25 protein-coding genes are annotated in these 22024 nt (G+C 62.9%); 16 read left to right on the plus strand and 9 right to left on the minus strand.

From position 1 onward, the window contains the following. Positions 1 to 156: 156 nt before the first annotated feature. The gene (locus Tal182_RS06460; RefSeq protein WP_085858732.1) at positions 157 to 1782 is read left to right on the plus strand and encodes a cisplatin damage response ATP-dependent DNA ligase; all 1626 of its coding nucleotides are present in this window, start codon (positions 157 to 159) and stop codon (positions 1780 to 1782) included. Positions 1783 to 1836: 54 nt separating this feature from the next. On the opposite strand, the gene Tal182_RS33175 is transcribed toward Tal182_RS06460, so the two are convergent. Both Tal182_RS33175 and Tal182_RS33180 read right to left on the minus strand, forming a co-directional pair. After that, positions 1837 to 2205: a nucleotidyltransferase family protein gene (locus Tal182_RS33175; protein ID WP_348628993.1), complete on the minus strand. Its 369-nt coding sequence runs from the start codon at positions 2203 to 2205 to the stop codon at positions 1837 to 1839. Next, the gene (locus tag Tal182_RS33180) at positions 2127 to 2411 is read right to left on the minus strand and encodes a nucleotidyltransferase family protein (RefSeq protein WP_348628986.1); all 285 of its coding nucleotides are present in this window, start codon (positions 2409 to 2411) and stop codon (positions 2127 to 2129) included. The genes Tal182_RS33175 and Tal182_RS33180 overlap by 79 nt, the downstream gene beginning before the upstream one ends. 174 nt (positions 2412 to 2585) lie before the next feature. Between Tal182_RS33180 and Tal182_RS06470 the strand changes: the two genes are divergently transcribed. The 7 genes from Tal182_RS06470 to Tal182_RS06500 all read left to right on the plus strand — a co-directional run bounded on the left by Tal182_RS06470 (position 2586) and on the right by Tal182_RS06500 (position 6978). After that, on the plus strand, positions 2586 to 3509 hold the full coding sequence (locus Tal182_RS06470) for an alpha/beta fold hydrolase (protein WP_064801166.1): 924 nt from the start codon (positions 2586 to 2588) through the stop codon (positions 3507 to 3509). A 198-nt stretch (positions 3510 to 3707) separates the two neighbouring features. Further along, positions 3708 to 4514 carry a L,D-transpeptidase gene (locus Tal182_RS06475; protein ID WP_085858734.1) on the plus strand — a complete coding sequence of 269 codons (807 nt, stop codon included), beginning with the start codon at positions 3708 to 3710 and terminating at the stop codon, positions 4512 to 4514. 139 nt (positions 4515 to 4653) lie between these two features. Further along, complete coding sequence (locus tag Tal182_RS06480) at positions 4654 to 5388, plus strand: L,D-transpeptidase family protein (RefSeq protein WP_064801170.1); 735 nt, start codon at positions 4654 to 4656, stop codon at positions 5386 to 5388. A gap of 258 nt (positions 5389 to 5646) precedes the next feature. After that, positions 5647 to 5856: a cold-shock protein gene (locus Tal182_RS06485; RefSeq protein ID WP_011424508.1), complete on the plus strand. Its 210-nt coding sequence runs from the start codon at positions 5647 to 5649 to the stop codon at positions 5854 to 5856. A gap of 168 nt (positions 5857 to 6024) precedes the next feature. After that, positions 6025 to 6309, plus strand: a complete 285-nt coding sequence (locus Tal182_RS06490; protein WP_064801172.1) for a hypothetical protein — start codon at positions 6025 to 6027, stop codon at positions 6307 to 6309. Between the two features lie 55 nt (positions 6310 to 6364). Beyond that, entirely contained in the window at positions 6365 to 6601 is a 237-nt protein-coding gene (gene rpsU, locus Tal182_RS06495) for a 30S ribosomal protein S21 (protein WP_011424510.1), read from the plus strand. 140 nt (positions 6602 to 6741) lie between these two features. After that, a complete protein-coding gene (locus Tal182_RS06500) occupies positions 6742 to 6978 on the plus strand; it encodes a hypothetical protein (RefSeq protein WP_085858736.1) in 237 nt (78 codons plus the stop codon). A 38-nt stretch (positions 6979 to 7016) separates the two neighbouring features. Here Tal182_RS06500 and Tal182_RS06505 read toward each other — a convergent pair whose 3' ends face one another. Further along, on the minus strand, positions 7017 to 7499 hold the full coding sequence (locus Tal182_RS06505; RefSeq protein WP_085858738.1) for a MarR family transcriptional regulator: 483 nt from the start codon (positions 7497 to 7499) through the stop codon (positions 7017 to 7019). A 125-nt stretch (positions 7500 to 7624) separates the two neighbouring features. Between Tal182_RS06505 and Tal182_RS06510 the strand changes: the two genes are divergently transcribed. Further along, positions 7625 to 8047, plus strand: coding sequence for an organic hydroperoxide resistance protein (locus Tal182_RS06510; RefSeq protein ID WP_085858740.1), 423 nt, complete (start codon positions 7625 to 7627; stop codon positions 8045 to 8047). A 176-nt stretch (positions 8048 to 8223) separates the two neighbouring features. Here the strand turns inward: Tal182_RS06510 and Tal182_RS06515 are convergent, their stop codons facing one another. Continuing rightward, positions 8224 to 8739: a MarR family winged helix-turn-helix transcriptional regulator gene (locus tag Tal182_RS06515; RefSeq protein ID WP_085858742.1), complete on the minus strand. Its 516-nt coding sequence runs from the start codon at positions 8737 to 8739 to the stop codon at positions 8224 to 8226. An 88-nt stretch (positions 8740 to 8827) separates the two neighbouring features. Here Tal182_RS06515 and Tal182_RS06520 point away from each other — a divergent pair, with 88 nt between their 5' ends. From Tal182_RS06520 to Tal182_RS06530, 3 genes are read left to right on the plus strand one after another with little or no spacing between them, the layout of a single operon-like run. Continuing rightward, entirely contained in the window at positions 8828 to 9556 is a 729-nt protein-coding gene (locus tag Tal182_RS06520; protein ID WP_085858744.1) for a thioredoxin family protein, read from the plus strand. 43 nt (positions 9557 to 9599) lie between these two features. After that, a complete protein-coding gene (locus tag Tal182_RS06525) occupies positions 9600 to 10067 on the plus strand; it encodes a DUF1579 domain-containing protein (RefSeq protein WP_085858746.1) in 468 nt (155 codons plus the stop codon). A gap of 51 nt (positions 10068 to 10118) precedes the next feature. Continuing rightward, positions 10119 to 10898, plus strand: coding sequence for a VOC family protein (locus tag Tal182_RS06530; protein WP_085858748.1), 780 nt, complete (start codon positions 10119 to 10121; stop codon positions 10896 to 10898). Between the two features lie 223 nt (positions 10899 to 11121). On the opposite strand, the gene Tal182_RS06535 is transcribed toward Tal182_RS06530, so the two are convergent. The 3 genes from Tal182_RS06535 to Tal182_RS06545 form a co-directional block, all read right to left on the minus strand. Next, the gene (locus tag Tal182_RS06535) at positions 11122 to 12642 is read right to left on the minus strand and encodes an ABC-F family ATP-binding cassette domain-containing protein (RefSeq protein WP_085860867.1); all 1521 of its coding nucleotides are present in this window, start codon (positions 12640 to 12642) and stop codon (positions 11122 to 11124) included. 451 nt (positions 12643 to 13093) lie between these two features. Continuing rightward, positions 13094 to 14689, minus strand: coding sequence for an ABC-F family ATP-binding cassette domain-containing protein (locus Tal182_RS06540; protein WP_085858750.1), 1596 nt, complete (start codon positions 14687 to 14689; stop codon positions 13094 to 13096). A 377-nt stretch (positions 14690 to 15066) separates the two neighbouring features. Then, positions 15067 to 16623, minus strand: coding sequence for a helicase HerA-like C-terminal domain-containing protein (locus Tal182_RS06545; protein WP_085858752.1), 1557 nt, complete (start codon positions 16621 to 16623; stop codon positions 15067 to 15069). A gap of 199 nt (positions 16624 to 16822) precedes the next feature. Between Tal182_RS06545 and Tal182_RS06550 the strand changes: the two genes are divergently transcribed. The 3 genes from Tal182_RS06550 to Tal182_RS06560 all read left to right on the plus strand — a co-directional run bounded on the left by Tal182_RS06550 (position 16823) and on the right by Tal182_RS06560 (position 18186). Continuing rightward, on the plus strand, positions 16823 to 17215 hold the full coding sequence (locus Tal182_RS06550; RefSeq protein WP_085858754.1) for a hypothetical protein: 393 nt from the start codon (positions 16823 to 16825) through the stop codon (positions 17213 to 17215). Positions 17216 to 17292: 77 nt separating this feature from the next. Continuing rightward, positions 17293 to 17748 (plus strand): NUDIX domain-containing protein, encoded by a 456-nt coding sequence (locus Tal182_RS06555; RefSeq protein WP_064801190.1) that lies wholly within the window; start codon positions 17293 to 17295, stop codon positions 17746 to 17748. A 120-nt stretch (positions 17749 to 17868) separates the two neighbouring features. Further along, on the plus strand, positions 17869 to 18186 hold the full coding sequence (locus Tal182_RS06560; protein WP_064801192.1) for a hypothetical protein: 318 nt from the start codon (positions 17869 to 17871) through the stop codon (positions 18184 to 18186). A gap of 1 nt (position 18187) precedes the next feature. Here Tal182_RS06560 and zwf read toward each other — a convergent pair whose 3' ends face one another. Then, positions 18188 to 19717, minus strand: a complete 1530-nt coding sequence (gene zwf / locus Tal182_RS06565) for a glucose-6-phosphate dehydrogenase (protein WP_085858756.1) — start codon at positions 19715 to 19717, stop codon at positions 18188 to 18190. Positions 19718 to 19897: 180 nt separating this feature from the next. Then, a complete protein-coding gene (locus Tal182_RS06570) occupies positions 19898 to 20776 on the minus strand; it encodes a LysR substrate-binding domain-containing protein (RefSeq protein WP_085860868.1) in 879 nt (292 codons plus the stop codon). 174 nt (positions 20777 to 20950) lie between these two features. On the opposite strand from Tal182_RS06570, the gene speB reads away from it, so the two are divergent. Continuing rightward, entirely contained in the window at positions 20951 to 22009 is a 1059-nt protein-coding gene (gene speB / locus Tal182_RS06575; RefSeq protein WP_085858758.1) for an agmatinase, read from the plus strand. Positions 22010 to 22024 lie beyond the last annotated feature (15 nt).

Consider the following 22024-nt stretch of genomic DNA (forward strand, 5'->3'; position numbering starts at 1 on the left):
CAAGGGGGAGGGGCTTAACGCGTCGCACCGTCCCACCGCAAAATCTCTGCTGCGAACGCTGAGGTCGAAAGAGGGCAGGGCAGCGCCACGAGTTAGTCCCTCCCCCTTGTGGGGAGGGGTTGAGGAGGGGTCATCTTCCCTGGATCGGAGGCCCACATGAAAGCCTTCGCCGACCTCCTCGACCGCCTGGTCCTGACCCCCAGCCGCAACGGCAAACTCAAGCTGCTGACCGATTATTTCCGCGACACGCCCGACCCGGACCGCGGTTACGGCCTTGCCGCCATCGCCGGCACGCTTGACGTGCGCAATGTCAAGCCCGCCATGCTGCGCGACCTGGCGCTGGAGCGTATAGACGAGGTGCTGTTCCATTATTCCTACGATTATGTCGGCGATCTCGCCGAAACCATTTCGCTTGTCTGGGACAATGAGCGGGATATCGACCGCTCGGCCCTGGCTCAGCCGCGCCTGGGTGAGGTCGTCACCCGCATGAACGGGCTCGGCCGTACCGAAGTGCGCGGCTATGTCCGCGATCTGCTCGACCGGCTGGATTCCTCAGGCCGTTTCGCCTTTATCAAGCTTGCAACCGGCGCGCTGCGCATCGGCGTTTCCGCCCGTCTTGCCAAGCAGGCGCTCGCCGATCTCGGCGGCAAGGATGTCACCGAGATCGAGACCCTCTGGCACGGCCTGCAGCCGCCTTACGAGGCGCTGTTCCAGTGGCTGGCGGGCGACGGCGACAAACCGGCGCTGACGACACCGGCGATCTTCCATTCCGTCATGCTCGCCAATGCGGTGGAGGAGGGGGATCTGGCAGGTCTCGACCCGGCCGACTACGCCGCCGAATGGAAATGGGACGGCATCCGCGTCCAGCTGTCGCGCTCCGGCGACAGGCGCAAGATCTATTCGCGCTCCGGCGACGACATATCGGGCGCCTTTCCCGATATTCTCGAGGCGATCAATTTTTCCGGCGTCGTCGACGGTGAGTTGCTGGTCGGCGGCACTGCCCGCTCCAACAGCCCGACCCGCACCTTCTCCGACCTGCAGCAGCGCCTGAACCGCAAGACGGTGACGGCGAAGATGCTCGACGACTACCCCGCCTTCATCCGCGCCTATGACATGCTTTTTGACGGCGAGGAGGATATTCGCGGCCGCACCTACGTCGAGCGCCGCGGGCGTCTTTCCGAGATCATCGACCGCGCCCCCCATGACCGGTTCGACCTCTCGCCGCTCGTGCCTTTCTCCTCATGGGAGGAGCTCGACGCTCTGCGTGCCGCCCCGCCCGATCCGGTCATCGAGGGCGTGATGATCAAGCGGCGCGACAGCATTTACCAGGCCGGTCGGATGAAAGGCCCCTGGTTCAAGTGGAAGCGCAACCCCTATAATGTCGATGCGGTGCTGATGTATGCCCAGCGCGGCCACGGCAAGCGCTCCAGCTATTATTCCGATTTCACCTTCGGCGTCTGGGCCGATGACGAGGACGGCGAACAGTTGGTACCGGTGGGAAAGGCCTATTTCGGTTTCACCGATGCCGAACTCGAGCTGCTCGACAAGTTCGTGCGCAACAACACCACCGAGCGTTTCGGCCCGGTGCGCGCCGTGCGCGCCGACAGGGATTTCGGCTTCGTCGTCGAGGTGGCCTTCGAGGGCATAAACCGCTCGACGCGGCACAAATCGGGGGTCGCCATGCGCTTCCCCCGCATCGCCCGCCTTCGCCCCGACAAGCCACCTTACGAGGCCGACCGCCTGCGCACGCTGGTCGCCATGATCGATGCAAAGCCCGGCTGACCGAAGGCATGTTCCAACGCTTGCAGCGGCTTGGGAAAGTCATCGGCCGGCCCACTACTCATCCCAGGGGACGATTTGAAGATCCGGCCACAGTTTGCGCCAGCGCGCGATCTTCCTTTCGTATGTCTCCCGGCCAATCTGTTTCTTGTTGGCGCGGACGAGCGGCGCCAATAGATCGGACAAGCCGTAGGGCGCGTATAGATCCAGCCTGTTGTCCACCGGCCGAATGCCGACGGCAGCGGCCGTCGTCGGGAAGGTGGTGATCGCATCGTCCGTGGATGTGTAGGGCGCGATCGAATGTCCGAATTTTTGCCCATACCAAAGATGAACTCTGGCCTGGTTCTTCACATCGATCCAGACAGGCAGATCGGAGAATAAGCTCCGGATACGGACCGAGTGGTCTGCTTCCGCGCTTTCGGACAGGTCATTGTCGTCGAAATAGAAAGATCGATGTCGTTGATGCCGTGATCATGGGCGAAGTCGAAGGCGTGGTTCCAGACTGTTTGAGCGATCGCGCCGGCGACAAGGCGCCCATCCGGCAAGCCGATTTCGTCCCAGTGTCCGAGCACTGTCGAGAGCAGCGGACTCTGCGAAATGATGGCCTGCAGTTCCATCTGCGGCTTCGGCATTGATTCCCTATTTCGCTTGCGACCGGACTTCGGGTGCAGACTGCTGCGATAAGCCTTGCGTTGCAACCTGTGCAACAATGACGCAGGGCAATATTTTCAACATCATTTGTATTGGCGGCGCCGATTTTCCGATGCAAATCTGGCGTGCCGGGGAAATGATTTAGGTGCTGCGTCATGAGCTCGCATGAACAAAATTCTTTTCTCCGCCAACGCCGCGCCGTCCTGGCGGGGCTCGCCGGCGCACTCGTCCTGCCGCGCATGGCGGCCGCCTTCGATGTCCCGGACGAGCCGCGCCTTGCCAAGCACGACTATGCCGCGGTCCGCCGCCGGTTCCGCACGAAACTCCTGCAGAAGGGGCCGGCGCCGGACAAATACGAACCGCTGACCGCGCCTGCCGACGCCGAGAAGATCTTCTACCGCTCCGGCTATGGCGGCGAACTGGAATTGGCGGCCTGGGTCTCCAGATACAAGCGCGAGCGTACCGCCAGGCCGGCCGTGCTCTTCCTGCACGGCGGCAATGCCATGGGTGTCGGCCACTGGCAGCTGATGAAGCCCTATATGGATGCGGGTTATGTTGTGATGATGCCGTCGCTGCGCGGCGAGAACGGCCAGAGGGGCAATTTCTCCGGCTTCTACGATGAGGTCGACGATGTGCTTGCCGCCACCGAGCGCCTGGCGCATCTGCCGGGCGTCGATCCCGGCCGCCTGTTCATCGCCGGCCACAGCATCGGCGGCACTCTGACCATGCTGGCGGCGATGAGCACCCAAAAATTCCGTGCCGCCGCGCCGATATCGGGCAATCCCAACGCCTTCCGCTTCTTCAGCCGCTATCCCCAGGACATCCGTTTCGACGACAGCAATGCGCATGAATTCGAGGTGCGTTCGGCGCTCTGTTACGCCCACAGCTTCAAATGCCCCATCCGGGTGGTTCACGGCACGGAAGAGTCGCATTTCAACGACCGCGCCGATCTGCTCGCCCGCCGCGCCCGCGCCGCGGGCATCCATATTGAAACCGACACCGTCGCCGGCAACCACACTTCGGCGCTGCCGGCCGAGATCGAACAGAGCATCCGCTTCTTCCACGGGGTGGCGGCGTAAGCTCTGCCGATGCCGGCAAGGCTGGCGGAGCATGATGGACGGTTGATTTCGCATGAGCGCGCCGTCCCCGATCCTGGTAGCGGGTTGATCATTCACTCGTCTTGGTCTTTTTCGCTCCAACGCCAGCCTCGCGCCAGCCGCGGGTGCCATCTTGACGGCAGATATCGCTGTCTTGCCGATCGTTGATAGGGTGGTCCCATGAATTTTCTGCGCCGGGTTTTCCCGATTGCCGGGCTTATGATTGCTGTCGCGCCGCTCAGTGGCTGCAACATCCTGATCCCCGATGTCGCCGCAGATTCGCCCGCCCGCTTCGTCCAGGAAACCTCGCCGGTCTTCTACCAGCCGCCGGGCGTCGATCCGCGCCGGGTGCGGCCGATCCCCGATCAGCCGGTGCCGCAGACGCGCGAACTCTACAAGACCCAGTTCCACCAGACCTACGGCCTGCCGGTCACGAACCCGCTGCATATGGCGATGTATGGCGAGCTGCGCGACGAGGATTTTACCCTGCCGGCGATTCCTGTCAGCCGCGTTCAGCCACAATTCCTGCGTCAGGAGGTCGACTACCAGACGACCGAACGCCCCGGCACCGTCGTCGTCGATACCAAGGCGCGTTTCCTCTATTTCGTCGAGGCGAACGGCAAGGCGATGCGCTACGGCGTCGGCCTCGGCCGCGACGGTTACGCCTGGTCGGGCCGCGGCGTCATCCAGTGGAAGCAGAAGTGGCCGCGCTGGACACCGCCGGTCGAAATGGTCTCGCGTCAGCCGGAAGTTCGCGTCTTTTCGGCGGAAAACGGCGGCATGAATCCCGGACTTCAGAACCCGCTCGGTGCGCGCGCCATGTATATCTTCAGGGACGGCCAGGATACGCTCTATCGCATCCACGGCACGCCCGACTGGCAGTCGATCGGCAAGGCGACGTCGTCGGGCTGCGTGCGCATGCTGAACCAGGATGTCGTCGATCTCTACGACCGGCTTCCCCCCAAGGCTGAGATCGTTGTGATGTAGCGCTGCAACAGCGCTCTTCATATCGTCGGCTCCATCAGGAACACGTCTGCGTGAAGCTATGGTTTATTTGGCGCAAGCCGATAGATTTCCTCATGTCGCCACCCCGGCGTCACGCATCAAAGGAAATCAGTCCCGCGTCATGAGCTTCGATAGACATCTTTCCCGCCGCAGCTTTCTTTCCTTTTCGGCACTGACCGCAGCCTCGGCGCTCACCGGCTGCGCCTCCACGGTCAACACGGTCACCTCGGGCGACACGTCGATCATCTACCGTTCGCCGGGCCGCCTGTTCCAGTCGCCGGCAGCCTCGAGCGTGCCGAGCGGGCCTGAGCTTGCCGTCATGTACGGCCCGATTGAGGACGGCGGCTTCCTCATTCCCGCCGTTCCCTATGAACAGATTGATCCGCGCTACTATCGCCAGCGTGTCCTCGACCCCACCGGCCAACCGCCCGGCACCATCGTCGTCGATACGCCGTCGCGCTTCCTCTATCTCGTCCAGGCCGATGGCATGGCGATGCGCTACGGCGTCGGCATCGGTCGCGAGGGCTTCGCCTGGCAGGGATCGGGCGTCATCCAGTGGCGTCAGAAATGGCCGCGCTGGAAGCCGCCGAACGAGATGGTCGCCCGCCAGCCGGAACTGGTCAAATATTCGATCGATAACGGCGGCATGGAGCCGGGCCTGAAAAACCCGCTCGGCGCCCGCGCCCTCTATATCTTCTCGAATGGAGAGGATACGCTCTACCGCCTGCACGGCAATCCCGACTGGCGCTCGATCGGCAAGGCCGTTTCCTCGGGCTGCGTCAGGTTGATGAACCAGGACATCATCGATCTCTACGACCGCGTTCCGACAAAGGCGCCGATCGTCGTCTGGCAGTGATGCTGCCGGGGCGGTCGCCAGCCGGCCGCCTCAGGCAATTTTTCTCGGCAAATGCTTTCTCTTTCGCTGCCTGTAAAGGAATTTATTTTCGAAAATCCATTGCTTAATTCGATAAACCCCCTACATGGGGCGTATCGAATATTGCTTGTGACCCTTTGTCCATGCGCTTCCGTGCGCTTCGTCAGATCTCGTCTCAACATCGATATTGCCCGCGGAATCGGTCCCGGGCGCACTCAAACGGTTGAAAAGGAGATCGTTATGAATTCAGGCGTCGTCAAGTGGTTCAATGGCACCAAGGGTTTTGGCTTCATCCAGCCCGATGATGGTTCCACGGACGTTTTCGTCCATATTTCGGCAGTCGAACGCGCCGGCATGCGCGAACTCACCGAAGGTCAGAAGGTCCGTTACGATCTGGTCCGCGACAAGCGGTCCGGCAAGAATTCGGCCGATAACCTTCAGGCCGCATGATTGTCGTTCGCCTGGGCTGACCAGAGATTGCGGCGAGCTGACCACGGATGTACTGGCAGCGCGCTGACCATCAAAGGCAGCTTTGTGGCTGAATGACTGAAAGAGGTCGGGTTCAAGCCCGGCCTTTTTGTTTTGAAATTGAGCAGCCGAAGAGTTGAGGGACGCTGAATGAGCAGATCAAGCTATAAAGTCGGCGACATGATCGTGCTGAAGTCCGGCCTGACCCGCACGGCAAAGGCAGACAAGCGGTGCCGGATCGCCAGCATCCTGCCCAACGATCATGGGCACGTGCAATATCGCGTTCAGTTCACCGGCGAGAATTTCGAGCGCCGCATCACCGAGGACGATATCGACATCGGGGAATCGCCACGGCGGGCGTCACTCGAGGCGGCTGCCAAAGCCGATGACGCCGAGCCATGGCTGAAATTTTCGGGAATCCGCATGGGCAAGTAGCCCGCCATTTTCATCACATGACAGCGGCCTCGCCGCCAACAGGAAGGATATTCGTTTGCAGGTACTCGTCAGGGATAATAATGTCGATCAGGCGTTGCGCGTGCTTAAGAAAAAGATGCAGCGCGAAGGACTTTTCCGGGAAATGAAAGCGCGCAGCGCCTATGAGAAGCCGTCGGAGAAGCGTGCCCGCGAAAAAGGGGAGGCCGTTCGCCGCCAGCGCAAGCTTGCCCGCAAGAAGCTGCAGCGCGAGGGCCTGCTGCCGGCGCCGAAAAAGGCTGTCCGCGCTCGCTGATCCGGCCGTGGCATGCCGGCCGTGATGTCACGGGCCGGTCGCCACATCTCGGCTTTGTCGAATCGCGTCCTGGCCGTAAAATGATGTTGGCAGCCGCAATGCAAGGATCAAACGCCGCCATCATCTGAGAAAGGGGGCACATGACCGCCACCAAGGGAGAATTCTTCAACCCCGCCAAGCTGTCGTCCCGCGACAAGGCGGAGGCCACCGATCACACGGCGCGCGCCATTATCGCAGCCGAAGCATCGGCCCGTGACAAGAAGACGGAGAAGCTGAGGGCGCTGCGTCTGCAGCAGGCCGCCGAAGAAGCGGAAGCCTCACCTACGCCTGCAAAAAAGCGGCGCTCAACTGCGAAGATCGCCAAGCGGCGCTCCTGATCCCGCCATAGCCGCCAATGGGCTCGGGGCAGGGGCTTTCAGCCCTCGCCGGCCCGGCCGAGATTGGCCCGCAGCCGGTGCAGCATGTCGCGCATCTCGGCCATTTCCTCGATCGTGCAGCCGGCGGCTTTCCCGATCGCCGTCATGATCTTATCGACCTCTCCCTTCATCGCCTCACCTTTCGGCGTCAGCGACACGATCACCTGTCGCTCGTCGCGCAGATCGCGGATGCGCTTGATCAGCCCGCTCTGTTCCAGCCGCTTCAACAGCGGCGACAGCGTGCCGGAATCGAGGTCCAACTGCTCGCCGATCGTCTTCACCGGCAGCGCACTGCGCTCCCACAGCACCAGCATCACGAGATATTGCGGATAGGTGAGGCCGACCCTGTCGAGGATCGGTTTATAGGCGCGTGTAAAAGCATGCGCTGTCGCATAGACCGCAAAGCACAGCTGCTTTTCCAGCCGCTTCTCCTCCTCAGGTATCTCCATCGTCTTTGCCGTTAGCGCTTTCATATCCGTCATCCCCGAGGCTGCGATTGTCTTCTTTCCATCCGTGAAATGCAATTCGCAAAATTCACTTGTGTGCAATTTAATTGTGCGATAGTAAAACCCCAGCCCGATCGAAGGGCCAACCAAAGGAGATCGTCATGCCTATTCTTTATACGACCAAAGCCTCCGCCACCGGCGGCCGCGCCGGCCGCGCCGCTTCCGAAAACGGCGTTCTGGACGTGACGCTGACCGTTCCCAAGGAACTCGGCGGCGACGGCGCGACCGGCACCAATCCCGAACAGCTCTTCGCTGCCGGCTATTCCGCCTGCTTCCTCGGTGCCTTGAAATTTGTTGCAGGCCAGCAGAAGGTCAAGATTCCGGAAGAGACCACCGTCTCGGCCAAGGTCGGCATCGGCCCGCGCGAAGACGGCACCGGCTTCGGCATCGAAGTGGCCCTGACAGTCAATATTCCCGGCCTCGACCGTGAAACCGCCGAAAAGCTCGCCGCCGCGGCCCACATCGTCTGCCCCTACAGCCACGCCATGCGCACCTCGACCGAAGTTCCGGTCACGGTCGCCTGATCCCGGCGATTCAGCGCCTTGGAATTGCCCCTCACCCTAACCCTCTCCCCGTTCTGACGGGGCGAGGGGACGTGCCCTGCGAAAGGCCGGCATGGGACGGAGAGGGTGTGGCATATCCCCTTCTCCCCGTCAGAACGGGGAGAAGGTGCCGGCAGGCGGATGAGGGGCAGGTCGCCCTAAGCGCCCCTTACCCGCCCGCTATAACGCCGCCGGCGCGACCCCTCAGCCGGTTTCGGCGCTTCCACCCCCGACAGCGCCTGCAGATCCTGCCGCAGCCGCGTAACGCCGCCGCCCGGCAATCCGTCGTCGAGGGCCGCATGCGTGCTTTCCCAGATCGGCAGTGCCTTTGCCAGCACCGCCTTGCCTTCCGCCGTAAGGCTGAGCAGGCGGCCACGCCGGTCCCTCGGGTTCTCCACCACCGTCACCCAGCCCTTCCGCTGTAAGGGCTTCAACGCCGCCGTCAGCGTCGTCTGGTCCATGGCGAGCAGGGCGGCGACCGGCCCCATCGGCGGCGGTTCCGGCCGGTTCAGCGACATCATCAGGGAAAACTGCCCGTTGGTGAGGCCGGCCGGCCGCAGCGCATCGTCGAACAGCCGGGCAAGCGCGCGGGCTGCCCGCTGCACATGCAGGCAGAGGCAGGTGTCGCGCACCAGCAGCGTCGTCGAAAACGGAATCTCGATCGAATTTGACATGCGCAATTTATATTGATATCAATGTAATTAGTCAAGGAGAAGGAGATGAGCCGGCTTCACCGGCAGGCGCCGGAGGAGGGCGCATTCCATGCAGAATGAGGTTGTGTCCCGCGAGGAATGGCTGGAGGCCCGGCGTGCCCTGCTCTTGAAGGAAAAGGAGGCGACGAAGCTGCGCGACAGCATCAATGCCGAGCGCATGGCGCTGCCCTGGGTGAAGGTCGACAAGGATTATGTCTTCGAAACGCCCGAGGGAAAGAAGTCGCTCGCCGATCTCTTCGATGGCCGCAGCCAGCTTTTGATCTATCATTTCATGCTCGGTCCCGACTGGCAGGCCGGCTGCCCCGGCTGCTCCTTCCTGTCGGATCACGTCGATGGCGCCCTGCCGCATCTCAACCATCACGACGTCACCTGGGTCGCTGTTTCGCGTGCCCCGCTCGAGAAGATCGCCGCCTACAAAAAGCGCATGGGCTGGAAATTCCCCTGGGTCTCGTCCTTCGGCAGCGATTTCAATTTCGATTATCACGTCTCTTTCAGTCCGGAGGACCTTGCCAAAGACAAAGTCTTCTACAATTTCACTTCTATCGAGCCGGCTGAGGCCCATGACGAACTGCCTGGCCTCAGCGCCTTCTACCGCAGCGACAAGGGCGAGATCTTCCATACCTATTCGAGCTATGCCCGCGGCCCGGAGGAACTGATCGGCACCCTGATGATCCTCGACCGCGCGCCGAAGGGCCGCAACGAGGAAAGCACGATGAATTTCGTGCGCCGCCATGACGAATATGAGGATGCTCCGAAGACATCGTCCTGCTGTCACTGAGCCATCAAACATCTGGAATATCGTCACTCGAAGGGAGAAGAGAATGATGAAGACGGCCGAAGTGCTGAAAGAGCATTCTTTTTTGGAAAGACTGGTCGGCGACTGGAGCGTCACCGCACCCGAAATGTCCGACGGCAAGGACTGGACGGAGACCGTCCGTTCGCTGCACGGCATCTGGTTCGTCGCCGAAGGGACCGGACCCATGCCGAATGGCAAGCAGGCCTCCACGATCCTGACGCTCGGCTACAACGCCGGAAAGGGCAAATATGTCGGCAGCTGGATCGGCAGCATGATGGACTATATGTGGGTCTATGAGGGCGAGGTCGACGCCTCCGGCAATGTGCTCGACCTCTATACGACTGGACCCGACTTCAGCGGCGATGGCTTCGCCGATTACCGTGAGCGCATCACCTTCGTCGACGACAATCACCGCACTTTCACCTCCAGCGCCAAGCAGGAGGACGGCTCGTGGAAGCAGTTCATGGAAGCACAGTACATCCGCAAAATCTGACAATCACGGCGCCCCCAAGCGAAAGGGCGGCGTCAGAAGAGGGAGAGCATGATGTCCAAGACGCACGGAAAGTTCATCTGGTGTGAGCTGATGACCCCCGACACCTCAGCCGCCGCAAAATTTTACAGCTCCGTCGTCGGCTGGACCACCTCCGAAATGAAGGTGGAAGGCATGCCGACCTATACGGTCTTCGAAGCGAACGGTATTGGCGTTGCCGGTCTGATGGAGTTTCCGCCCGAGCTCGCAGGCAAGGGCATACCGCCGAACTGGACGGGCTATGTCGGCGTCGACGATGTCGACCAGACGGCAAAGGATTTCGCCGCCAATGGCGGGGCGGTGCGCCGTCCGCCGCAGGACATCCCGACGATCGGCCGCTTCGCCGTGGTCGCCGATCCGCATGGCGCCGTCATTTGCATCATGACGCCGGCGCCGATGGAGCAGACCCGGCCGGAACTGGCCCCCGACGCGCCCGGCAATATCGGCTGGCGCGAGCTCTACGCCGGCAACGGCAAAGAGGCGCTGGACTTTTATTCCAAGCGATTCGGCTGGACGAAGGACAGCGAAATGGACATGGGGCCGATGGGCGTCTATTACATCTTCGCCCATGAAGGCCGGCAGACCGGCGGCATGATGACGAAGCCGGACAACCTGCCGACGACCTTCTGGTGCTACTATTTCATCGTGCCGGCGCTCGATGCCGCGATCGAACGCGTCACCTCAGGCGGCGGCAAGGTCGTCAACGGCCCGATGGAGGTCCCCGGCGGCAGCTGGATCATCCAGGCCACCGACCCCCAGGGCGCCTTCTTCTGCCTGGTGGCGCCGAAGCGGTAGTGTTTGGGCTGCTTTTGGGGTCGTGCCGCCGGCCCCCTCATCCGCCCTACGGGCACCTTCTCCCCGCTGGGGAGAAGGGGGGTCGCGGATGCTGTCCCGCGGCATAGCAACGAGTCTCTTCTCCCCAGGGGGGTCCGAAGGACGGGCCGAGACCCCTGGCTCTACCCAGGCAAAGGTGGCGGCAGCCGGATGAGGGGGCTGCACGGCACGCCGCCGCCATCCATCACCCCGCCACAGAAGCAAAAAACCCCTCCGGGCTCTCCACCTCCACCAGCCGCTTCTTCTCGATCAGCCAGAAGCGGTTTCCCACCGCCCGCACGAAGCTGCGGTCGTGCGAGACCAGCAGGCAGCTCGCCTCGTGCGCCATCAGCTCGTTCTCCAGCGCTTCCTGCCCCTCGATATCGAGATGGTTGGTCGGCTCGTCGAGCAGATAGAAGTTCGGCTCCGTCAGCCTCAGCACCAGCATGCCGAGCCGCGCCTTTTGGCCGCCGGACAGCTGGCCGATCGGTTTTGACTGCATGTCGATCGTTATGCCGGCTCCGGCGAGCAGCGCCCGCGCCCGCTGGTCGCCGACATCGAAGCGGCGGATGATCGTGCCGATCGGCGTGTCCCTGTCGGCAAGATCGGCAAGCGCCTGGTCGCCATAGCCGAGAACCAGCGACGGCGTCGCCTTGATCCCGCCCGGCGCCGCCTCCGGCCTTTCGATCGCCTGCTTCAGCATCGTCACCAGCCGCGACTTGCCGGCGCCGTTGTGGCCAAGGAGTACGATGCAGTCATCCTGGCAGATAAATTGCCGGCCGGTCCTGAAGAGCAGCGTTCCATCCGGCGTCGTCACCGCGGCGTCCTCCAGCGTCAGCAGCACCTTGGCATGCGTGCCGCGGTTGGCAAGCCGGATGGCGCCGGCCGAGCGTTCCAGATGTGCCGGTTTTACCGCATCCTCCAGCTTCTCCGCCCGCTGCTTCAGCTGCTTCGTCTTGACGACGAGCAGGTCGCTGCCGGAATTGATCCCGATGTTCTTGAGCTTGGCCGCCTGCTTGCGCAATTGTTCCGCCGTTTTCATGTCGCGCTCGTAACGCCGCGCCTCCGAGGCATCGATCTCGTCGAGGGCGGCGCGTGCGCTGCTATAGGGGAGCGCAAAGACCGGCGATTGCTCCGGCCGCAGGAACAGCGTCCTGTTCGTCGTCGCATCGAGGAAGGCGCGGTCGTGGCTGGAGAGGATGACCGGCACCTCACGCGGCAGCGCATTCAGCCAGCTTTCCAGCTGCGCGATCTTTTTGAGGTCGAGATGGTTGGTCGGCTCGTCGAGGAGCAGCACGTCTGGCTCGGTGACCCAGCTGCGGGCGATCATCGCCAGCCGCTGCCAGCCGCCGCTCAACTGCTTCAGCGGCCGGCCGCGCATCATCTCCGGCACTTCGAGCGATTCCAGCACCACGTCGACGCGCCAGCTCTCGCTTTCGGCCTGATCGGCCGGCAGCGCCTGCAGCACCGCATCATAGAATGGCGTGTCGAACAGGGCGGCCGGCACATTCTGCGCGACATGGCCGATCGTGAGCCCGCGGGCCTTGGTGATCTCGCCCTCGCTCGGCTCCAGCGCGCCGGTGATACAGGCAAGCAGGGTGGATTTCCCGCGGCCGTTGGCGGCGACGAGACCAATGCGGTCGCCTGAATTGACGACGAGATTGAGGTTGGAAAACAGCGGATTGGCGAGCGTCACGCCGAGATTGCGGATAGCGATGAGGGTCATGTTCGTTCTCTGGTCCTGACCGGGGGCAGGCGCAATCGGCGGCATCAGCCCATCACGGATTGCGTCCTTGAGGTCCGGGAATAAAAGGAATGCGCGCTGTCATCTGACGGCGGCGCATCGGCCACGAAGGGCAGACCAGGAAGAGATGTGAAAGCGTCTCTGGTCAGCCCTGCAAACGCATTTGCAGGGCGTCGACGGGACCACGCTGGCGATGATGCCGGAAATAATACTGCATGACGTGATCCTCCTTTCTCGAAAGAGTTGCAGGAGGGAAATACCATTGCCGGCAAAATAAGGCAAGGGAGGCGACGTCGGAGGGATGCAGGAAGCAATGTTGCGGCGTGCTTCGAGGCTACGCCTCTCGGGCTTCGCACCTCAGCATGAGGGACGTTGGAGGATGCCGCGCTCCTGAAAGGCGGGCGGGAATGGGGAAAGGCAGCTCCCCCTAAAATCACCCACCCACATAGCCGCCCGGCAATTCCAGCCGCCGCGTTATGCCGATGTTTTCGAGAAACGTCTCGTCGTGGCTGACGACGATCAGCGCCCCGTCATAGGCGCCGAGACCCGCCTCGACCGCCGATATCGAGTCGATGTCGAGATGGTTGGTGGGCTCGTCGAGGATCAGCAGCGGCGGTGGTGCGGCGCCGAGTGTGCAGGCAAGGCCGGCGCGCAGCAATTGGCCGCCGCTGAGCGTCGAAACCGTCTGTAGCGCCGCATCGGCCCTGAACATGAAGCGGGCCAGCGCGGCCCGGCAGGTGTTTTCATCCGCTTGCGGATTGATCCGGCGGAAATTGTCGCGGATCGAGGCTGACGGATCGAGAAGGCCGACCTTCTGGTCGAGCATCGCAAAACCGGTCATCACCGCGACCGTGCCGGCCCAGGCTTTCAGCTCGCCGGTAATGAGTGCGAGCATCGTCGTCTTGCCCGAGCCGTTCGCCCCGGTAATGGCGATGCGTTCCGGTCCCGTCACGTCGAAAGAGAGATCGCAGATGACGGGTTCATCAGGCCGGTAACCTGCCGTCACGCCGTCGATCTTCAGCACGATCTTGCTGGTCGGCAGTCCCGTCGGCGGCAGGCGCACCGATAGCGGCTGCAGGATCTCGATCTTCTCGCGCGCCGCCTTGGTCTCTTCGAGGGCCTGGGCGCGCCGGCGTTCGGCAAGACGTGCATTGTCGCCGCCGGTGGTTTCGCTCCGCTCCTTCATGCCGCCGAGCATGATGCGCGGAATGCCGCCCTTGGCGGCCATTTTTCGCCCGGCGCTGTCCCTGTGTGCCTGACGCTCCACGTTCGCCTGCGCCTTCCTGGCAATCTCCGCCGTGCGCTTTTCGGCATCGGCAAGATCATGCCGGGCGGCGGCAAGCTCGAGGGCCTTGCGCTCGCGGTAGTGGCTCCAGTTGCCGCCGTAGCGTGTCGCGCCGAGCGAGGTCAGTTCGATGATCTGATCGACGCTTTCGAGCAATTCCCGGTCATGGCTGACGATCACCGCGCCGGCCCGCCAGCCTGAAATCAGCGTGATCACCGCTTCACGGCCTTCGCGGTCGAGATTGTTTGTCGGTTCGTCGAGCACCAGGAAATCCGGCTCGCTGAAGATGAGCGCGGCAAGCGCGGCGCGTGTCCGCTGCCCGCCGGAGAGTGCGGCAAGCAGCGTCTGCGGCTCCGCGTCGAGTCCCGTCCGGTTGAGCGCGGTTGCGATGCGTGGCTCCAGCACCCAGTCCGCCGAGGCAAGCTCGTCGGCCGTTGCCGCGCCGGCTTCGGCACGACGCAGAAGCTCGAGCGCCGCGGCCACGCCGAAGAGATCGACGATGGTTTCGTCAGCCGCGACCTGAACGCTTTGACGCAGCACCCCGACGCTGCCGCTGACGGCTACCGTTCCAGACTGCGGCCGGATCTGACCGGAGATGAGCTTCAGCAGCGTCGTCTTGCCGACGCCGTTGCGCCCGACGAGACCGCTGCGGTCCCTGCCGAAACTGAGATCGAGATCGGAAAAAAGCGGCCGCCCGTCAGGCGTGGCCCAGGAAATTTGCGAGAGGGTGATAGATGCAGGCATGGATATGGATTTCCCCGTTGGCAAGGCGAACTGGCATTGCGATCGGGTTGAAATCCATTGCGGCACACATCCTGTTGAATGGTCGATGCCGGGTAATTTAGGGAAGAAAGGCTGAAGGTTCAAGGCTGGGCAGGTGCCTTACACCAGGGCAAGGAAGCGCAGGAATTCGGCGCCCCCTCATCTGCCTGCCGGCATCTTCTCCCCGATGGGAGAAGAGAGATGTGGCGATGTTCTGCCCTGTTAAACCACCTGTCGTCTACACAAAAGCTCTCGGCCTGCTTCCCTTCTCCCCAGCGGAGAGAAGGTGCCGGCAGGCGGATGAGGGGGGGCGCGGCGCAGATGGAGAACCGGCCCTCAAAACAGTCAGGATTGCAATTCTACCGCTTCAGGCTCCCCAATATCCCCCGCACCAGCGCCCGGCCGACCTGGGTGGCGACCGTGCGCGCCACGCTCTTCATCGCCGCTTCCACCACCGTTTCCCGCTGGTAGCCGGATCGACCGCGCGATGTGCCGCGGCCCTGACGGTTGTCGTCATCGCCGCCGAAGCCCGGCAGGGTCCAGCCGGAGGTCGTGCCCGGCTGTTCGGCCGCGTCTTCCTGCGCCCGCTTGGCGGCCTCGGCATCTGCCGCCTTCTTGGCACGCGCCGCCAAGATCTCGAAGGCGGATTCGCGGTCGACGTCTTCGTCATAGATGCCGAGAACCGGGCTCCTGTCCATCACCTGCTGGCGTTCGCCGTCGCTCAGCGGGCCGACGCGGCCCGACGGCGGGCGGATCAGGGTGCGCTCGACGATCGACGGCGCGCCCTTGGCTTCCAGCGTCGAGACCAGCGCCTCGCCGGTGCCGAGATTGGTAATGACGGTGGCGCAATCGAAGGCCGGGTTGGGGCGGAAGGTTTCGGCCGCCGTCTTCACCGCCTTCTGCTCGCGCGGCGAATAGGCGCGAAGCGCATGCTGGGCGCGGTTGCCGAGCTGGGCGAGCACCGTTTCCGGCACGTCGAGCGGGTTCTGCGTGACGAAATAGACGCCGACGCCCTTGGAACGGATCAGCCGCACCACCTGCTCGACGCGTTCGACCAGAACCTTCGGCGCGTCGTTGAACAGCAGATGCGCTTCGTCGAAGAAGAAGACGAGCTTCGGCTTTTCCGGATCGCCCACCTCAGGCAGTTCCTCGAACAGCTCCGACAGCAACCAGAGCAGGAAGGTGGCGTAAAGGCGCGGATTCATCATCAGCTTGTCGGCGGCCAGCACCGAAATCTGGCCGTAGCCATTATTGCTGGTGCGCATGATGTCGGAGATCTTCAGCGCCGGCTCGCCGAAGAAGTGCTCGGCGCCCTGCTGTTCGAGCACGAGCAGCGCCCGCTGGATCGAGCCGACCGAGGCCTTGGAGATCAGACCGAACTGGCTGGAAAGCTCGGTGGCATTCTCGCCCATATAGTTGAGGAGCGAGGTGAAATCCTTGAGATCGAGCAGCGGCAGGCCGGCCTGGTCGGCGATCTTGAAGGCGATGTTGATGACGCCTTCCTGCGGCTCGGAAGCGTCCATCAGCCGGGCGAGCAGCAGTGGCCCCATTTCGGCGACGGTGGTGCGCACCCGGTGGCCCTTCTGCCCGAACAGATCCCAGAAGATCACCGGAAACTGGTCGAATTCATAATCGCTGAAACCGATCTGCTCGGCGCGCTTGGTGAGAAAATCCTTGGCCTCGCCTTTTGCGGCGATGCCGGAAAGATCGCCTTTGATATCGGCGGCAAAGACCGGAACGCCGGCCCGGGAAAAGCCTTCCGCCAGCACCTGCAGCGTCACCGTCTTGCCGGTGCCGGTGGCGCCGGTGACGAGGCCGTGGCGGTTGCCGAATTTCAGGTCGAGATATTCCGGCTTGTTGATGCTGTCGTCGGGATTGCGGCTCGCGCCGATGAAAATCTTGCCGTCCTCGATCATCCCCATGCTCCCTTCGGCTCTGCCGCCGTTTGTTGAGAAGGTCCGGCTTGCGCCGCCTTCATCGAACCATCGTTTCCCTGTTATAAGCAGGCAGGCAGATGCGGACAACTGTTCGCATGGGAAGCGAAACCGCTGGCTTGAGTTGCACTCGAATCTCGAATAACGTTGACGTTAACGTCAAAATATCAGGAGGCTGACAATGAATGAAATTGTGACGGAGATTGCTGATCGCGTGGGTATTCCCCCGGAGCAGGCGGAGAAGGCGCTCGGCATGATGCTCGGCTTCCTGCAGCGCGAGGCCGCCGACGGCCCGGTCGCCCGGATGATCGAGGCGATCCCGGGCGGCGCCGATCTCGTCGCCCAGTTCAATGGTGCAGGTGCCGGCGGCGGCGGTTTGCTCGGTGGGCTGATGAGCTCGCTCGGCGGCGGCGGCATCATGGGTCTCGGCCAGCAGCTGATGGGCGAGGGCCTCGGCATGGGCGAGATCACCTCGCTCGCCAAGGAAACTATCGCGATTGCCAAGCAATATGCCGGCGAAGAGGTCGTCGACGAAGTCGTCGCCTCCGTCCCCGGCCTCAGCCAGTTCGTCTGAACGACGGCCGAAAACAGGAGCCTCGCGGTAATCGCTGCGAGGCTCTTCTATTTGTCCGCGCCCAGAAGGAGAGCCGCATGACCGTCTGGCGCCCGCCGCAGCAGATCAGGGTGAAAGTGATCGGGCTTGCCTGGCGAGAGAACCGGTTGCTCGCTGCAGAAGTGGAAGATGACAGCGGCCGCATCAAGGGTGTCCGGCCGCTCGGCGGCTCGATCGAATTCGGCGAGACACGCGAACAGGCCCTGCACCGCGAAATCCGTGAGGAGATCGAGACGGAAATCCGCATCGTCGGCCCCTGGCATCTTCTCGAAAACATCTTCGAACACCATGGCGCAATCGGCCACGAATTCATCTTCGCCGCCGATATCGAGCTGGCCGACAAAACCCTCTACGATCGCGATGAGATCCGCTATTCCGAGCTCGACGAGACGGCGGCGACGGCACGCTGGTTCGGCCGCGACATGCTGCGTGATGCCGGGCTCGATCTTTATCCGACTGGCCTCGAGAGGGTGCTGTCGCGCTGGCTTGATTGAGTCCCGGGGACGTTTTTAATCTGCTCGCCAAACTTTGAACGTCCGGGCCTGCCCGATAGGGAACAAGGGGCGTAGAATGGCTGTTTCTGCCGCATTGCCGACATCAGAAGGAACAGCATCATGCGCAGGTTCATTGCAGCAACGTCGATCGCTCTCCTCAGCCTTTCCGCCCCGGTTCTGGCCCAGTCGAACATGGGCATGGATGCCAGCGGCCGCATCGACGGCACGCCGCCGCTCGGCACCGCGCCGGGCGCCGAGCCGCAGACCGGGCTGGTCATCCCGCTCGACTCGATAGAAACCGGCAGCGTCGTCAACAGTGCTCCGAGCGGCCGTGTCGACTGGGCGCGCTGCCCGCCGCGCAAGGCCCGCGGCGCGCTTGCCACGCAGGGCGGCAATAGCGGCGCCTCTGTCAGCCCGGCATGCCGCGAAGGTCAGTAATTCAGGCAAGCCTCTCTTTGCCGTTCTGGCCATCCTGGTGCAGGACGACGCCGAGTTCGTGCCATTTGCGCCCGTCGCGCTCGATGAGCGCGTCGGCGCAGGCCGGCCCCATGCTTCCCGGCGCGTAAGCTTCGGGTGTGCTCGTATCCCCAGCCCAGATGTCGAGGAAGGGCTGCACCGCCGCCCAGCCGGCCTCGATGCCATCGGCGCGCTGGAACAGCGTTTGGTCGCCGATGAAGAGATCGTAGAGCAGCGATTCGTATCCGGTGGTTTTGCCGATGTCGAATTTGTCGGCATAGCGGAAGTCGAGGGAAACAGGCGTCGTATCGACCGAAAGCCCCGGTGACTTGATCGAGATTTCCATGCTCATGCCCTCGTCCGGCTGCACCTGGATCACCAGCCGGTTCGGCGGCAGGCGGCGATTGACCTCGGTCTCGCGAAACTGAGCGAAAGGCACCGGCTGGAAGGTGATGACGATCTCGGTGTCGCGCGCCGTCAGGGCCTTTCCGGTTCTCAGATAGAAGGGCACGCCGGCCCAGCGCCATGTATCCGCATAGAGCTTCAGCGCCACATAGGTCTCGGTGCGGCTGTCGGGCGAAACATCCTTGGTGTCGGGGTAAGCGGGAAGATCGACGCCGTTGAGCGGGCCGGCCGTGTAGGCGCCGCGCACACCATGCGTCTTTGCCTCCTCGGGCGTATAGATGCGCAGCGCCTTCAGCACCTTGCTCTTCTCGTTGCGGATCGCTTCGGCATCGAAGCTGTTTGGAGGTTCCATCGCGATCATCGCCAAGAGCTGGAAGAGATGGTTCGGCACCATGTCGCGCAGCGCACCGGTGGCATCGTAGAATTTGCCGCGGCTGCCGACATCGACGATCTCGGCGGCGGTGATCTGCACGTGGTCGATATAGCGGCTGTTCCACAAGGACTCGATGATCATGTTGGCGAAACGCGCCGTCATCAGGTTCTGCACCGTCTCCTTGCCGAGGAAATGGTCGAGCCGGTAGACTTGGCTTTCGTCGATCTGCGCGAGGATTTGCGCGTTGAGCGCGCGGGCCGAGGCGAGATCGGTGCCGAACGGCTTCTCGATGGCGACGCGGCGGAAGACGCCCTCGCTTTCATCGGTCAGCCCATGAGCGGCAAGCTTCTCGACGATGGTCCCGAAGAAGGACGGCGGCACCGCCAGATAGAAGGCCGCATTGGCGTTCGGCCCCAGCCGCTTGCCGATCTCGACGAAAACATCCTCCTTGGTGAAATCTCCGGCCATATAGGAAATGCGTCCGCGCAGGCTTTCCCATGCCTCGTCCTTGACCGTCTGCTCCTCGCCGTTCAGATGCTCGAGGAAGGCATCGAGCCGGCCGCGCAGGAACTCGTCGTCGCCCGCTTCGATGCCAATGCCGAGAATGCTGAGGTCCTCACCAAAGAGGCCCTGGCGCGTCAGGTTGATGATCGCCGGCACCAGGAGACGACGCGTCAGATCGCCGGTGGCGCCGAAGATGACGAGGGTGACCGGCGGGGTAGGGGCAGCGTGCATATGTGTCATCTCCGAGATTGTGCGGCCGACTATAATGCCTGCCGGCTTCGCCGCAACATAGGCGGCGAGAGGTAACGCCCATTTGACACACTGGGGCGGCGGGAGTGCCGAGAACCGGCGAGTTGCAAGGGGCGTGGCGATGTCAATGTGGGCGCTCAGCCAAGCAGCCTCAACCCATACTCAGTTGCGGACTAGCGAAGCATAGAACCACTCGATGAAGACGCGGACGATTGGCGTCGCTTGAGCCTCGGATCGGCAGGCCACATAGACCGCGTCATTGGCCGGAACCGTAAGGTCGAATGGCGCGATCAGTTCGCCACGCGCGATCATGTGCGCGGTGGTGATATTGTCGCCGAGCGCCACGCCATGGCCGTGCATGGCCGCCTCGATCGACAGGCGCGCGTCGCTCATCATGTGCTGGCGCGCCGGCATCGCAACGCCGGCGGCGGCGAGCCAGGTGTTCCATTCATTGCCGCGATCGGCGTTCAGGAGCATGTGGTCGCGCAGATCGCGCAGGGAACGCAGCGGGCGCCTGTTCATGAGTGCCGGGCTGACGACAGGGAAGAGCTCCATCCGGCTCCACAGGCGCGACCAATAATTGGGCCAATTGCCGCTGCCATAGAGAATGCACAGGTCGACATCCGGGGAGCTCAGATTGTTCGGGTCATTCGAGGCGCGCAGGTCGAGCTGGATGTCGGGATATTGATCGGTGAACTCCTGCAGCCGCGGCATCAGCCAGAGCGACAGCACTGCCGCAACGCAGGTCACCCGTAGCGTGCCGCCGGTCGCTGGCCGGGTCATCGCGGCTTTCGCTGCTGCGATCTCCGAAAACGCGTTTGAGACGACCGGCATCAATAATGCGCCCTGGCTTGTCAGCTTCAGCCATTTGCCGCCGCGCTCGAACAGGCGCACGCCGAGAGATTCCTCCAATGTGCGTATCTGATGGCTGATAGCGCCGTGGGTGACATTCAGCTCGCGGCTCGCGGCGGAAACGGATCCGTGGCGGGCAGTGGCCTCAAAGGCGCGTAGCGGGTTGAGTGGCGGAAGGCGGCTGGACATGATGGACCTGTGAGAAAAACTCGCACGAAACTGCATATTAATATCAATTGATTTTCCAGCAAGCTTGCCATTCAATAACGAAAGAAGCCGTCGGAGCTCTGCCGCAGAGCTGCAGCCGAGGACCGGCTTGCCACGCACCTGATAGCAGCATCGTCACCGTCAAGAAGGCCGGCCATGTCCTGGAATGAAACCAAGCTTTCCGAACTGCGCACCAAATATGGCGAGAGCCACGGCGGTGAGCTGCACGACCCCGAGTTCCGCAAGGTGGCCGAGAAGATCTTCAACAAGAGCGGCACCCGGCTCGCGCCCTATTCCGGCATCCCGACATTCCTTTCGGCCCCGCTCATGCAGGTCGACAACGACAACCCGGATTTCGGCGACCTGCAGGTGGCCATCCTCGGGGTGCCGATGGATCTTGGCGTGACGAACCGCCCGGGCTCGCGCTTTGGACCGCGCGCGCTACGCGCCATTGAGCGCATCGGGCCTTACAATCATGTGCTCGGCTGCGCGCCGGTTCAGGAACTGCGCGTGGCAGACATTGGCGACGTAGCGTTTCAGAGCCGCTATCGGCTGGAATTGTCGCACGAGGATATCGAAAAACGCGTGGCGCAGATCGTGGCGGCAGGCGTGCTGCCGCTCTCCGTAGGCGGCGACCACTCGATCACCCATCCGATTCTGCGGGCCGTCGGCAAGGAGCGGCCAGTCGGCATGATCCATATCGACGCCCATTGCGACACCGGCGGCGCTTACGACCTGACCAAGTTCCACCACGGCGGACCGTTCCGCAACGCGGTGCTGGACGGTGTGCTCGACCCGACGCGCGTGGTTCAGATCGGCATTCGCGGCTCGGCCGAATATCTCTGGGAGTTTTCTTACGCCTCGGGCATGACGGTGATCCATGCCGAGGAGATCTCAGGGATGGGCATCCCTGCGATTATCGCAAAGACGAAGGCCATCGTCGGCGACGGGCCGACCTATCTTTCCTTCGATATCGACAGCCTCGATCCGTCCTTTGCCCCGGGCACCGGCACGCCGGAGATCGGCGGCTTCACCACCCGCGAGGCCCTGGAGCTGATACGCGGCTTCAAGGGCGTGAACCTGGTCGGCGGCGATGTCGTTGAGGTCGCGCCGCAGTATGACGCGACCACCAACACGGCCCATGCCGGCGCGCAGATGCTGTTCGAAATATTGAGCCTGATGGCATTCAGCCCGGCAATCCGCCGCGCCGCCTGACAGCCTTGGCCGCAG

The sequence above is a fragment of the Rhizobium sp. TAL182 genome (genome assembly GCF_002117725.1).
Classification (GTDB): Bacteria; Pseudomonadota; Alphaproteobacteria; order Rhizobiales; family Rhizobiaceae; genus Rhizobium; species Rhizobium esperanzae.